This window comes from Rhodococcus sp. AD45-ID, from assembly GCF_003023755.1.
Classification (GTDB): Bacteria; Actinomycetota; Actinomycetes; order Mycobacteriales; family Mycobacteriaceae; genus Rhodococcus_F; species Rhodococcus_F globerula.
On the sequence record NZ_PYHL01000002.1, the window covers coordinates 317,408 to 330,849 of the forward strand.

At 63.4% G+C, this 13,442-nt stretch carries 10 protein-coding genes; 9 read left to right on the top strand and 1 reads right to left on the bottom strand.

What is annotated here, in order from left to right:
- The first annotated feature begins 11 nt into the window (after positions 1-11).
- The 9 genes from C7T36_RS17590 to proB all read left to right on the top strand — a co-directional run bounded on the left by C7T36_RS17590 (position 12) and on the right by proB (position 12,458).
- A complete protein-coding gene (locus C7T36_RS17590; RefSeq protein ID WP_045066938.1) occupies positions 12-2,693 on the top strand; it encodes a valine--tRNA ligase in 2,682 nt (893 codons plus the stop codon).
- 44 nt (positions 2,694-2,737) lie between these two features.
- Positions 2,738-4,144, top strand: a complete 1,407-nt coding sequence (locus C7T36_RS17595) for a folylpolyglutamate synthase/dihydrofolate synthase family protein (RefSeq protein ID WP_033233167.1) — start codon at positions 2,738-2,740, stop codon at positions 4,142-4,144.
- Complete coding sequence (locus tag C7T36_RS17600) at positions 4,141-4,560, top strand: DUF4233 domain-containing protein (protein ID WP_033232883.1); 420 nt, start codon at positions 4,141-4,143, stop codon at positions 4,558-4,560. The genes C7T36_RS17595 and C7T36_RS17600 overlap by 4 nt, the downstream gene beginning before the upstream one ends.
- A gap of 18 nt (positions 4,561-4,578) precedes the next feature.
- Entirely contained in the window at positions 4,579-4,998 is a 420-nt protein-coding gene (gene ndk, locus C7T36_RS17605) for a nucleoside-diphosphate kinase (protein WP_045066939.1), read from the top strand.
- Between the two features lie 452 nt (positions 4,999-5,450).
- A complete protein-coding gene (locus C7T36_RS17610) occupies positions 5,451-8,708 on the top strand; it encodes a translation initiation factor IF-2 N-terminal domain-containing protein (RefSeq protein ID WP_045066940.1) in 3,258 nt (1,085 codons plus the stop codon).
- Positions 8,709-9,030: 322 nt separating this feature from the next.
- On the top strand, positions 9,031-9,342 hold the full coding sequence (gene rplU / locus C7T36_RS17615) for a 50S ribosomal protein L21 (RefSeq protein ID WP_033232889.1): 312 nt from the start codon (positions 9,031-9,033) through the stop codon (positions 9,340-9,342).
- A 42-nt stretch (positions 9,343-9,384) separates the two neighbouring features.
- Entirely contained in the window at positions 9,385-9,654 is a 270-nt protein-coding gene (gene rpmA, locus C7T36_RS17620) for a 50S ribosomal protein L27 (RefSeq protein ID WP_003944532.1), read from the top strand.
- A gap of 215 nt (positions 9,655-9,869) precedes the next feature.
- Complete coding sequence (gene obgE, locus C7T36_RS17625; RefSeq protein ID WP_033232892.1) at positions 9,870-11,321, top strand: GTPase ObgE; 1,452 nt, start codon at positions 9,870-9,872, stop codon at positions 11,319-11,321.
- A gap of 33 nt (positions 11,322-11,354) precedes the next feature.
- Entirely contained in the window at positions 11,355-12,458 is a 1,104-nt protein-coding gene (gene proB, locus C7T36_RS17630) for a glutamate 5-kinase (RefSeq protein ID WP_033232894.1), read from the top strand.
- On the opposite strand, the gene C7T36_RS17635 is transcribed toward proB, so the two are convergent.
- Positions 12,431-13,291 (bottom strand): NAD-dependent protein deacetylase, encoded by an 861-nt coding sequence (locus C7T36_RS17635; RefSeq protein WP_045066941.1) that lies wholly within the window; start codon positions 13,289-13,291, stop codon positions 12,431-12,433. The genes proB and C7T36_RS17635 overlap by 28 nt on opposite strands.
- Between the last annotated feature and the right edge of the window lie 151 nt (positions 13,292-13,442).

Sequence of the window (13,442 nt, forward strand, 5' to 3'; positions counted from 1 at the left end):
AGGATCAAGGCGTGACCAGTGCAGCTCCAGAGAACCCGCAGACCCCCGCCGACGCCCTCCCCAAAAGCTGGGACCCCAGTGCTGTAGAGGCTGATTTGTATCAGGGCTGGGTGGATGCGGGTTACTTCCGCGCCGACGCCACCAGCGACAAGCCCGGATACTCGATCGTGCTTCCGCCGCCGAACGTGACCGGCAGCCTGCACATGGGCCATGCGCTCGATCACACCCTCATGGATGTGCTGAGCCGCCGCAAGCGGATGCAGGGCTTCGAAGTTCTGTGGCTGCCGGGCATGGACCACGCCGGTATCGCGACGCAGTCCGTCGTCGAGAAGCAGCTGGCAGCAGAGGGCACCAAGAAGGAAGACCTGGGCCGCGAAGCCTTCATCGAGAAGGTCTGGGAGTGGAAGCGCGAATCCGGTGGCACCATCGGCGGCCAGATGCGCCGCATCGGTGACGGTGTCGACTGGAGCCGCGAGCGCTTCACGATGGACGAGAACCTCTCGCGTGCGGTGCAGACCGTGTTCAAGCGCATGTTCGACGAGGGCCTGATCTACCGCGCCGAGCGTCTGGTCAACTGGTCGCCCGTGCTGCAGACCGCGATCTCCGACATCGAGGTCAAGTTCGAGGACGTCGAAGGTGAGCTCGTCTCCCTTCGCTACGGTTCACTCGACGACAGCGAGCCGCACGTGATTGTCGCCACTACCCGTGTGGAGACGATGCTCGGTGATACCGCGGTGGCGGTTCATCCCGACGACGAGCGCTACAAGCACCTGCTCGGAACCACGCTCGAGCACCCGTTCACCGGCCGTCAGATCCCGATCATCGCGGACGACTACGTCGACCCCGAGTTCGGAACCGGCGCAGTCAAGATCACGCCGGCACACGACCCCAACGACTTCGAGATGGGCGTGCGGCACAACCTGCCTATGCCCACCATCATGGACAAGACCGGCAAGATCGCCGACACCGGAACGCAATTCGACGGCATGGACCGCTTCGAAGCGCGCGTCAAGGTTCGCGAAGCTCTTGCCGAGCAGGGTCGCGTCGTCGCCGAGAAGCGCCCGTACCTGCACAGCGTCGGACACTCCGAGCGCAGTGGTGAAGCCATCGAGCCGCGCCTGTCGCTGCAGTGGTGGGTCAAGGTCGAAAGCCTGGCCAAGGCTGCCGGTGACGCAGTCCGTAACGGCGACACCGTTATTCATCCGGCCAGCCAGGAGCCACGTTGGTTCGACTGGGTCGACAACATGCACGACTGGTGCATCTCGCGTCAGCTGTGGTGGGGTCACCGCATCCCCGTCTGGTACGGCCCCGAGGGTGAAGTTGCCAGCTTCGGTCCTGACGAGACGGCACCAGAAGGCTGGGTCCAGGACCCTGACGTTCTCGACACGTGGTTCTCGTCCGGTCTGTGGCCCTTCTCGACCATGGGATGGCCGGAGAGCACCGCCGAACTCGAAAAGTTCTACCCCACCAGCGTTTTGGTGACGGGCTACGACATCCTGTTCTTCTGGGTTGCTCGCATGATGATGTTCGGCACGTATGTCTCCGAAGACGAGTCGATCACTGCCGGAGCCGGCAAAACGGGTCCGCAAGTTCCGTTCAAGGACGTGTTCCTGCACGGGTTGGTCCGTGACCAGTTCGGCAAGAAGATGTCGAAGTCGCGTGGCAACGGTATCGACCCGCTGGATTGGGTCGAGCGTTTCGGCGCCGACGCCCTGCGGTTCACACTCGCCCGCGGTGCAAACCCCGGCAGTGACCTCTCCGTTGGTGAGGATTCCGCACAGTCCTCGCGCAACTTCGCTACAAAGCTGTTCAATGCCACCAAGTTTGCACTCATGAACGGCGCTGCACCGGCACCGCTGCCGGCGCGCAGTGAGCTCACCGACGCCGACCGGTGGATTCTCGATCGCCTGGATGCCGTTGCGGCCGAGGCCGATTCGGCGTTCGATCGCTACGAGTTCAGCAAGGCGTGCGAAGGCCTGTTCCACTTCGCGTGGGACGAGGTCTGTGACTGGTACCTCGAATTGGCGAAGGTTCAGTTTGCCGCCGACGAAACCGTCGCCGCCAACACCCGCGCGGTGCTCGGCAACGTGCTCGACGCATTGCTGCGCCTGCTGCACCCGGTCATCCCGTTTGTGACGGAGACCTTGTGGAAGGTCCTCACGGGCGGTGAATCGGTTGTTGTTGCCGAGTGGCCGACTCAGTCCGGCAATGCTGTCGACGCTGATGCTGCTACTCGCATCGAGGACACCCAGCGTTTGATCACCGAGGTTCGCCGCTTCCGAAATGATCAGGGCCTCAAGCCTTCCCAGAAGGTTCCGGCGCGCGCCTCCGGTCTCTCCGAAGCTGGTCTCGACGGCCAGTTTGCGTATGTGCAGGCTCTCGCCAAGCTCACCGAACCCGAAGAAGGCTTCACCGCCTCCATTTCGGTGGAGGTGCGCCTGAGCAAGGGCACAGTCACGGTCGATATCGACACCTCAGGCACCATCGACCTGGGCGCCGAGAAGAAGCGGCTCGAGAAGGACCTGACGGCAGCACAGAAGGAACTGGTCACCGCAGACAACAAGCTCGCCAACGAAGCCTTCCTCGCGAAGGCTCCCGACGCCGTCGTCGACAAGATCAAGACGCGCCGTCAGATCGCCGTCGAAGAGATCGAGCGCATCACCAACCGTTTGAAGGAGTTGGGCGACAAGTGAGCTCGGTAGAACCTCCGGAATTCGGGGAGTCCGGTTTCCCGCCGATCAGTTCGGTGCCGACTCCGGTCGACATCGCCGAGTTGGCGCTGGTCGAGGCAGAACTCGACAAGCGGTGGCCGGAAACCAAGATGGAGCCGTCACTCACGCGCATCGAGGCCCTCATGGATGTGCTCGGCTCGCCGCAGCACAACTATCCGTCCGTGCACGTCACCGGAACCAACGGCAAGACCTCGGTGACCCGGATGATCGACTCGCTCATGACCGCGCTGCATCGCCGCACTGGCCGGACCACCAGTCCGCACCTGCAGATCGCGACCGAGCGGATCAGCATCGACGGAGCGCCGATCTCCCCGCGTCTGTACGTGGACACGTTTCGCGAGATCGAACCGTACGTGCAGATGATCGATCAGCAGTCCGAAGCCGCCGGCGGACCGGCCATGAGCAAGTTCGAGGTGCTCACGGCGATGGCGTACGCCGCGTTTGCGGAAGCGCCCGTCGACGTGGCTGTTGTCGAGGTCGGACTGGGTGGACGGTGGGATGCCACCAACGTCATCGACGGTCAGGTTGCGGTCATCACCCCGATCAGCCTCGATCACGCCGAATACCTGGGCAACGACCTCGCGGGAATCGCGGAGGAAAAGGCCGGGATCATCAAGAAGGGCCGCGAGAGCCTGGTGCCGGTGGACACCGTCGCGATCATCGCCGAGCAGACCCCCGAAGTCATGGAGGTGCTGCTGCGCCGCGCCGTCGAGGTCGACGCTGCGGTGGCCCGCGAAGGTTCCGAGTTCAAGGTGCTTGGCCGCCAGATCGCCGTCGGCGGCCAACAGCTCGAGCTTCAAGGACTCAGCGGCGTCTACACCGAGATCTTCCTGCCGCTCCACGGCGAGCACCAAGCGCGAAATGCGGCACTGGCCCTGGCAGCGGTCGAAGCCTTCTTCGGGGCGGGACCCGATCGGCAACTCGATCAGGACGCCATTCGCGCCGGTTTTTCCTCCGTCGTCAATCCTGGTCGCCTCGAACGAGTTCGGAGTGCGCCGACGGTTTTCCTCGACGCGGCACACAACCCGGACGGAGCGCGCGCACTCGCGGCGGCGCTGGCGGCAGAGTTCGACTTCCGCAAACTCGTCGGAGTGGTCAGCGTCATGAAGGACAAGGACGTCGACGCGATCATGACCGCGTTCGAGTCCGTCTTCGACGAGATCGTGGTGACGCATAACGGTTCACCGCGCGCGATGGACGTCGAGGAACTCGCGAACATCGCCGTCGCCAAGTTCGGCGACGAGCGGGTGGTCGTCGCTCCGCAGTTGGTGGACGCCTTGGAGACCGCCATCGAAATTGCGGAACAGGTAGCCGAACCAGGCGAAGCAGTATCCGGGGCAGGTGTTGTGGTCACCGGATCCGTCGTGACAGCCGGCGCGGCCCGCACATTGTTCGGAAAGGACCCAGCGTGAGTACCCCGTCAGAATCGAACCCGGAGTCCGGGCGATCTCAGTTCGGCGCGCCAACCAAGGATCCGTGGAAGGGTTTCCGCGGAATTGCGTCGGGAACCTTGATTCTCGAGGTGATCGTTGTCCTGCTGACGATCCCCGTCGTGCAGGTTGTCGGCGACGGACTGAACTGGTTCTCCGGTACGTACATCCTTGGCTTGGCAGTGTTGATGATCCTGGGCTGCGGTATCCAGGGACGTCCGTGGGCGATGAAGTACAACATTGCTCTGCAGGTCCTGCTGATCCTCGGGTTCTTCGTTCACTACTCCATCGGCATCATGGGAATCGTCTTTGCCTTGGTGTGGGCGTACCTGGTCTACCTGCGTAAGGACATCGCGCGACGGATGGATGAGGGCCTGCTTCCGGGTCAGCGCGACTGACCATTTAGGCTGGCCGACGTGACTGAGCGCACCCTCGTACTGATCAAGCCCGACGCCGTTGCCCGTGGATACGTGGGAGAAATCCTGAGTCGTATCGAGCGCAAAGGCCTGACCATCGCAGCACTCGACCTTCGCACCGCTTCCGAAGACGTGGCTGGTAGCCACTATGCGGAGCACGCCGAGCGTCCGTTCTACCCGAGCTTGTTGGAGTTCATCACGTCCGGTCCGTTGGTTGCCGTAGTGCTCGAAGGCCCTCGCGCCATCGCCGCATTCCGTCAGCTCGCCGGCGGTACCGACCCCGTCGAGAAGGCGCTACCGGGCACGATTCGTGGCGACTTCGGTCTCGAATCGCAGCAGAACCTGGTGCACGGAAGCGATTCCGTCGAATCTGCCGAGCGCGAGATTGCGCTGTGGTTCCCGGCTCTGTCGTCCATCTGACTCTTCGACGCGTTTCCCCGAGCAGTACTTGTCCCACATTGGTGCGCCCTTGCAAGTAACGGGCGCATCGGTGTGGGATACTGCTATTGGTTGAAGCGCAATTTTTGTTCTACGTGTGTTCAACCGGATGACACCCAAGTTTCGATGTGACACCAGGTTCGACGTGACATTGCGCTCGATGCCCTTTCATCGCTGCTATCGGTCAACAGGAAATCCCTGGACCTTTGCACGCTGGATGATCAGGCGCTCGGGCCACGAACCTCACGGACAACAGCCATCCAGCCAGGCACTTCATGTGTACGCAGTGAATAACGGGCACTACGGACCATGCGGAGCGAGACCTTACAATCTCGCACTCACTTCTGAGTGCGAGTACACACAGCGCGCCCCTGCGTGGCCGCGTGACAACTCGATTGCAGAGTTGGACGCGCCCGGGGGCTGAGGAGACTTACGTGGCCGATCAAGCCCCAACAGATTCAGAATCGAACGAAACTCCGGTCTTTCCGGACAAGATGCGCGTACATGCGCTGGCTAAGTTGCTGGGAATCACCAGCAAGCAGGTCCTCGCGGAGGCTGCTGCGCTCGGAACCGAGATTCGCAGCGCTCAGTCGAGCGTGCACCGTGATGTCGCCGAGCGCATCCATGCGTCTCTGCATGCTGTTGCCGATGCCATCGAGCCGGTAGCTGCAGAACTCGACGCTCTGATCGACCCCGTTGTCGAGAAGCCTGTCGAGAAGCCTGTCGAGACGCCTGAGGCTCCGTCCGTTGCGGAAAAGCCGGCCCGTGCGCGTCGTTCACGCAAGAAGGTTGTCGCAGAAGAGCCGGCAGTGGTTGAGTCCGCAGTCGCTGAGCCCGCTGTGGTTGACCCCGCGGTTGCCGAGATCGCCGCAGATCTTGATGCGGCCGCAGCGTTGCAGGTTAGCGAGCCCGAGCAGTCGGATCTCTTCACGTCCTTCGAAGCAGCGCAGACTCACGCACCCGAAGCGGAGCAGGCACCGGCTCAGGTCCCGCTCTTCCTGCAGCCTGACATGGAAGCGGTCGAGGTTGCGCCGCGTCGTCGCCGGGCTCGTCGTGAACCGGCAGCACCGGTGGTCGAGGAGAAGCCGAGCGCACCGGTCGAGACCGAGAGCGCACCGGCCGAAACAGCTGTCGTCGAGGCAGCGGCAGTCGAAGCTGGAGTCGAAGCAGCTGGAGTCGAAACCAGGCAGACCCCGGAGACCGTCACCGGACCGCAGGCTGAGGGCGAGAACGCCGAGGCTGAATCCGACGAGGAAGACGACGACCAGCCGCGTCGTCGTCGCCGTGGACGCCGTGGCCGTGGCCGTGGGCGCGGTGAGCAGGCAGGCGAACAGAATGAGGACGAGTCCGAATCGGACGAATCGACCTCCGAGTCGGCTCCTGATACCGCCAAGAGCACGTCGACGGACGTCGCGGTCAAGTCCGAAGAAGCCGAGAGCGACGCAGAGTCCGAGAGCAGCGAAGATTCCGATCTCGACGCGGATGGCAACAACCGTCGTCGCCGTCGTCGCCGTCGTCGTAAGACCGGCTCCGACAGCGGAGCCGATGCCACAACGACGTCCGAGGACGACCCGCCCAACACGGTCGTTCACGAGCGCGAACCGCGCAGCAAGACGCGTGTCGTGCGCGACGAGGTTCAGGGAATCAGTGGCTCCACGCGACTCGAAGCCAAGCGTCAGCGTCGCCGCGACGGGCGTGATGCGGGGCGTCGTCGTCCGCCGATCCTGACCGAGTCCGAGTTCCTGGCCCGCCGCGAGGCCGTTGATCGCGTGATGGTTGTACGCGATCGCGCCGACAGCGGTCAGCCGCACGCAACGACACAGGTAGCAGTCCTCGAAGACGGCGTCCTCGTCGAGCACTTCGTCACCAACTCGGCCGCCGCGTCGATGGTGGGCAACGTGTACTTGGGCCGCGTCCAGAACGTGCTGCCCAGCATGGAAGCTGCGTTCATCGACATCGGACGTGGACGCAACGGTGTGCTGTACGCCGGTGAGGTCAACTGGGAAGCTGCCGGTCTCGGCGGCAATTCCCGCAAGATCGAGCAGGCTCTCAAGCCGGGCGATCAGGTTCTGGTGCAGGTCAGCAAGGATCCGGTCGGACACAAGGGTGCCCGTCTGACCACGCAGATCTCTCTGGCCGGGCGTTTCCTCGTCTACGTGCCCGGTGGTTCGTCCACCGGTATCAGCCGCAAGCTGCCAGACACCGAGCGCAAGCGTCTCAAGGAAATCCTGCGCGACATCGTTCCGGCCGACGCCGGCGTGATCATCCGCACGGCGTCCGAAGGTGTCAGCGAAGAGGAGTTGGCGCGCGACGTCACTCGTCTGCAGGCTCAGTGGGCGGGAATCGAAGAGCAGGCCGCCGCGGCGGACTCCGGAAAGTCGGGCAGCCCGCAGGCGCTGTACGAAGAGCCGGACATGCTGGTCAAGGTTATTCGTGACCTGTTCAACGAGGATTTCTCCAAGCTGGTCATCGAGGGCGACAAGGCTCACGGCACGGTGGAGAACTACATCAACTCCGTCGCTCCGGATCTCCTGCCGCGCCTCGAGAAGTACACGCCGAACAACGGCATCGACATTTTCCAGGCCCGTCGCATCGACGAGCAGTTGGCCAAGGCTCTCGATCGCAAGGTGTGGCTGCCGTCCGGCGGCACGCTGGTGATCGACCGCACCGAGGCCATGACTGTCGTTGACGTCAATACCGGCAAGTTCACCGGCGCCGGCGGCAACCTCGAAGAGACCGTGACGCGCAACAACCTCGAAGCTGCCGAGGAGATCGTTCGTCAGATGCGCTTGCGCGACATCGGCGGAATGATCGTCGTCGACTTCATCGACATGGTGCTCGAATCGAATCGCGATCTAGTCCTGCGTCGACTGACCGAATGCCTGGGCCGTGATCGCACGCGTCACCAGGTATCCGAGGTCACGTCGCTCGGTTTGGTCCAGATGACCCGTAAGAAGCTGGGCACCGGGCTGGTCGAGGCCTTCTCGACAACCTGTGAGCACTGCCACGGTCGCGGCATCATCGTCCATTCCGAACCGGTCGAGATGAAGACCGCTGACGACGGCGGTGCACGGTCATCGCAGCAGCGCAGCGAATCCGGAAGCTCACGCAAGAACAAGCGTGGCCGCTCGGACAAGCCGGCCGCCGCAGAGTCCAACGGACACGAAGCGCCGACGCCGGAGGTTCCGGCCGTCGACGCGACAGTCAAGCGGGCACATCCCGTGGCATTGGCGATGGCTGCACATCACGACGAGCACAGTCACGACGAGCACAGTCACGACGAGCAGAGCGCTGTGCCGGCGGAGGTAGATGCATCCAAAAGTGCCGAGCCGACGCCGGTGGCCGCGGATTCGTCCGCTGCCGATTCTGGCCGGGCTACTGATGTTGCTGTGGATGGTGTTGCGGCGCAAGCAGATAGCAGCGGTGGTGATGCCGCGGCCGTTGAGACCGCTCCGCGGAGTCGTCGTCGCAGTCGCAGGGCGTCTCGGGCTGCGGCAGCGCCCAGTGTCGAGGCACCCGAGGTCGGCACGGTCTTTGTCCTGCCGACGCCCGAACCTGTGGCGGAAGCCGTAGCGGAGCCTGTTGCTGCCGGCGCAGCGGCGCCGGTCGAAGACGACGTCGTTGTGGTCAAGAGGCCGCGTCGACGCCGAGCAGCAGCACGTCCGGCCGGTCCGCCGGTTGACGGCGAGTAAGAACTACCTCCTTTCGGAAATTGGCTTCGGTGCCCGACCCGCTGTGGCGGGCGCCGAAGCCATGACCCGAAGTTTCTGCTGGTAGACGCAGTAAATGCAGGATCGTTTCACCCCTCGGCGGGGCGGTTTGACCATGACGGTTGCTTTCCCGTAACCTTGCATAGTCGCCACCCGGCGGTAGAGATTCCGTGTGCCTAGAGTGCGGGAATGTCCCGATGCATCAGCATCGAGCCGAGGTGACATAAACCAGACCAGTCGCGATGCATTTGACGCCTCAGGCAGCAGCGCGAGCAAGTTCGAAGAAGCAAGGGGTAGCCCTCCGATGGCAACGTACGCGATCGTCAAGACCGGCGGAAAGCAGTACAAGGTCGCTGTTGGTGACCTCGTCAAGGTCGAGAAGATCGAGGGTGAGCCCGGCACTGCTGTCTCGCTTGCTCCCGTTCTCGTGGTTGACGGATCTGACCTGACCACCGACACGGCCAAGCTGGCCAAGGTCGCAGTCACCAGTGAGATCGTCGAGCACACCAAGGGCCCGAAGATCCGCATCCACAAGTTCAAGAACAAGACCGGTTACCACAAGCGTCAGGGCCACAGGCAGCCGCTTACGGTGCTCAAGGTCACGGGCATCAAGTAACCAGTTCTTTCTAGCTAATTTCACCCGAGGAGGGTCAATAGCATGGCACATAAGAAGGGTGCATCCAGCTCCCGTAACGGTCGCGATTCAAACGCCCAGCGCCTCGGCGTGAAGCGCTTCGGCGGCCAGTCCGTCAGCGCAGGCGAAATCCTGGTTCGCCAGCGCGGCACGCACTTCCACCCCGGCGTCAACGTCGGCCGTGGCGGCGACGACACCCTGTTCGCTCTCGCTGCCGGTGCAGTCGAGTTCGGCCAGAAGCGTGGACGCAAGACCGTGAACATCGTTCCGGCCGTCGTTGCGGCTGAGGTCTAGTCTCTCTCGCTAGTTGTGTGTCACAGGTGCTGCTGTTTTCAGTGAGGCCGTGACGCGTTCCAAGCTCCCAATAGGGGCGGACCAGGGTTGAAATAACCCGGTCCGCCCCTATTGTTTGTTTAAGCAGTACCTATTACCCCCCGAGCAACCCTGCTCACCAGAAGTTCAGCTCATCGCGTGAGACCCGCAATTGACTGAGGAAGGATCCGGCAGTCATGTCCCGATTCATTGACCGTGTTGTGCTGCACGTCAGCGCTGGAAAAGGCGGCAATGGTTGCGCCTCCGTACACCGCGAGAAGTTCAAACCGCTCGGCGGCCCGGACGGCGCGAACGGCGGACGCGGCGGCGACGTCGTTCTCGTCGTCGACGAGAACATCCACACTCTCCTCGACTTCCACTTCCATCCCAATGCGAAGGCCACCAACGGCAAGCAGGGTGCCGGCAGCAACCGTGAAGGTGCCAACGGCGAAGATCTCATCCTGAAGGTTCCGGACGGCACCGTCGTGCTCGACACAGACGGCAATGTCCTGGCTGACCTCGTCGGCGTTGGTAGCCGCTACGACGCCGCTCAAGGCGGACGTGGTGGACTCGGCAACGCGGCATTGGCCTCGAAGGCCCGCAAGGCCCCCGGCTTCGCGTTGCTCGGTGAAGACGGCGTCGAGCGTGATCTGGTTCTCGAGCTCAAGTCGGTTGCCGACGTGGGTCTGCTCGGATTCCCCTCCGCCGGTAAGTCTTCACTGGTTTCCGTCCTCTCGGCAGCCAAGCCGAAGATCGCGGACTACCCGTTCACGACACTGGTCCCCAATCTCGGTGTCGTCTCCAGTGGTGAGACCACGTTCACCGTCGCCGACGTTCCCGGACTGATCCCCGGTGCCAGCGAAGGCCGCGGTTTGGGTCTGGACTTCCTGCGCCACATCGAGCGCTGCGCCGTACTCGCGCACGTGATCGACTGCGCAACTCTGGATCCGGGACGCGATCCGATGTCCGACATCGACGCCCTCGAAGCGGAACTGGCCGCGTACACGCCCGCGCTGTCCGGCGACTCGGGACTCGGCGACCTCGACAAGCGCCCGCGCGTTGTCATCCTCAACAAGGCGGACGTGCCTGAGGCTGCGGAGTTGGCCGAGATGGTTACACCGGAGATCGAAGCCCGCGGATGGCCGGTATTCACGATTTCGGCCGTGAGCCGTGAAGGTCTGCGCCCGTTGACATTCGCGTTGGCGAAGATGGTGCGCGACTACCAGGAGGCTAACCCCAAGCCGGAGCCGAAGCGTCAGGTCATCAGGCCGATCAAGGTCAAGGATTCCAGCTTCACCATCGAGAAGGACCCCGATATTCCCGGTGGATTTGTCGTCCGCGGTACGCGTCCGGAGCGGTGGATCCGTCAGACGGCCTTCGACAACGACGAAGCCGTTGGCTACCTTGCCGACCGTCTTGCACGCTTGGGCGTCGAAGATGCACTGGTCAAGAAGGGCGCACAGCCCGGGGCGTCGGTCACGATCGGTGACGTCAGCTTCGAGTGGGAGCCGATGACTCCGGCCGGTATCGACTTGACCCGTACGGGCCGCGGTACCGATCCGCGACTCGATCAGGTCGAGCGCATCGGCGCCGACGAGCGTAAGCACGCTCGACGCGTTCGCCGCGGCCTGCTCGACGAAGACAGCTAACACACGCGAAACCAGAAGCGAGGGAACGGGACTGTGCTCGGTTCCACCAGGGAGTCGATTGCGTCGGCTCACAGTATTGTCGTGAAGATCGGGTCGTCCGCACTGACCAGTTTGGTTGCGGGCCTCGATACCCATCGGCTGGATCTGCTGGCCGACGCCATCGAAGCTCGCATGCGTGCGGGTTCGGACGTCGTTGTGGTGTCCTCCGGTGCCGTGGGTGCCGGATTGGCTCCACTGGGGCTCACCAAACGACCTCGCGACCTCGCAACAAAGCAGGCGGCAGCCAGCGTCGGACAGTTGGCGCTGGCTCATGCCTGGGGTACGTCCTTTGCGCGCTACGGGCGAACGGTGGGGCAGGTTCTGCTCACCGCTGACGACATCGCTCGGCGGACACAACACCGCAACGCTCAGCGCACCCTCGATCGACTTCGGGCATTGCACGCGGTGGCGATCGTCAACGAAAACGACACTGTCGCAACAACAGAACTCCGTTTCGGTGACAACGATCGACTGGCCGCATTGGTGGCTCACCTCGTCGGAGCAGACGCGCTGATTCTCCTGTCGGATGTCGACGGTCTGTACGACGGTGATCCCCGGAAGGGTAGTGCCACACTGATTCCCGAGGTCAACAGCCCCGAGGATCTTGACGGCGTCGTGGCCGGTTCGGGTGGCGCGCTGGGTACGGGCGGCATGGCGTCCAAGCTCTCAGCTGCCCGTTTGGCCGCCGATTCCGGTGTGCCCGTTCTACTTGCGGCTGCGTCCGACGCGGCTGCAGCCTTGAGCGGCGCCGATGTGGGAACCGCGTTTGCCGCGCGGCCCACCAGGCTCTCGGCCCGCCGGTTCTGGGTGCGTCATGCCGCAGATACGCAGGGCGACGTGCATCTCGATGAAGGCGCAGTTCGGGCGGTCGTCACAAAGCGTCGTAGCTTGCTGTCTGCCGGAATCGTCGGTGTCTCAGGTGATTTCCATGCCGGCGACGTGGTGTCGTTGATGGGGCCGGGGGAGAAGCCCGTTGCCCGTGGTGTTGTCGCGTTCGATGCGTCGGAGATCGAGGAAATCCTCGGACGCTCCACCGCGGATCTGCCGGCGGATATGCAGCGTCCGGTTGTTCACGCCGATGACTTGGTAGCGCTGTAGCTTTCGCTCGCCGCGAGAGCGGAAAGTGCTTCGGTGCAACCGATGTCGAGTTTGAGGGCGGCTAATTCGTCACCGCGGGTGAGTCCACGATTGACTATCGCAACGGGCTTTCCCGCTTTCGCGGCGTAGCGGACGAACCGTAGTCCCGACATGACGGTCAACGACGAACCGGCAACCAGTACGGCGTCGGCTTCGTCGACCAGGTTGTACGCGCGGGCAACTCGTTCCTTGGGGACGGACTCACCGAAGTACACGATGTCGGGCTTGAGAATTCCGCCGCACGCGCCGCAGTCGACAACGCGGAAATGCGCGGTCGACTCGATGACCGCATCTGCGTCCGGTGCTATCTCGACTCCCTTTGCCGCAGCAACAGTTTCGGCGAATCCTGGGTTGGCTTCCTCGAGTTGTTCGGCCAGTGTTGTCCGCGAGATCAAACGCTGACAGTTCAAGCAGCGAACCTGTGCGTACGTGCCGTGTAGGTCGATGACATTGCGGGCTCCGGCCTTGGTGTGCAGGAGGTCGACGTTCTGGGTGATGACTCCGACGGCTCGGCCACTGCGCTCCAGCGTCGCCACCGCCCGGTGGCCCTGGTTTGGACGGGAGCTGTCCATGTACCGCCAGCCGATGTGGTTGCGCGCCCAGTAGTGGCGCCGGAACGCGGAATCGCCGATGAACTGCTGGAAAGTCATCGGATTGCGCGGCGGGGAATCGGGCCCGCGGTAGTCGGGGATTCCGGAGTCGGTGGAGATGCCCGCGCCGGTCAAAATTGCGAGTCGGCGCCCGGACAGGAGCTCGGTAAGGGCGTCGAGGCGACTGTCACTGGTTGGCACCATTCCAGGATAGGCCGTCAGCGTCAGTAGGCGCGCGCTTCCACTTTCAATATATAGCCGACTGGGGGGCTTGCGGCAAGGCCGGGGCAGTGCCGCAGAATGGCTCTTCCGATCCCAGGTGACTGAGGGATCGGAAGAGCCATGGAAGTGGAGG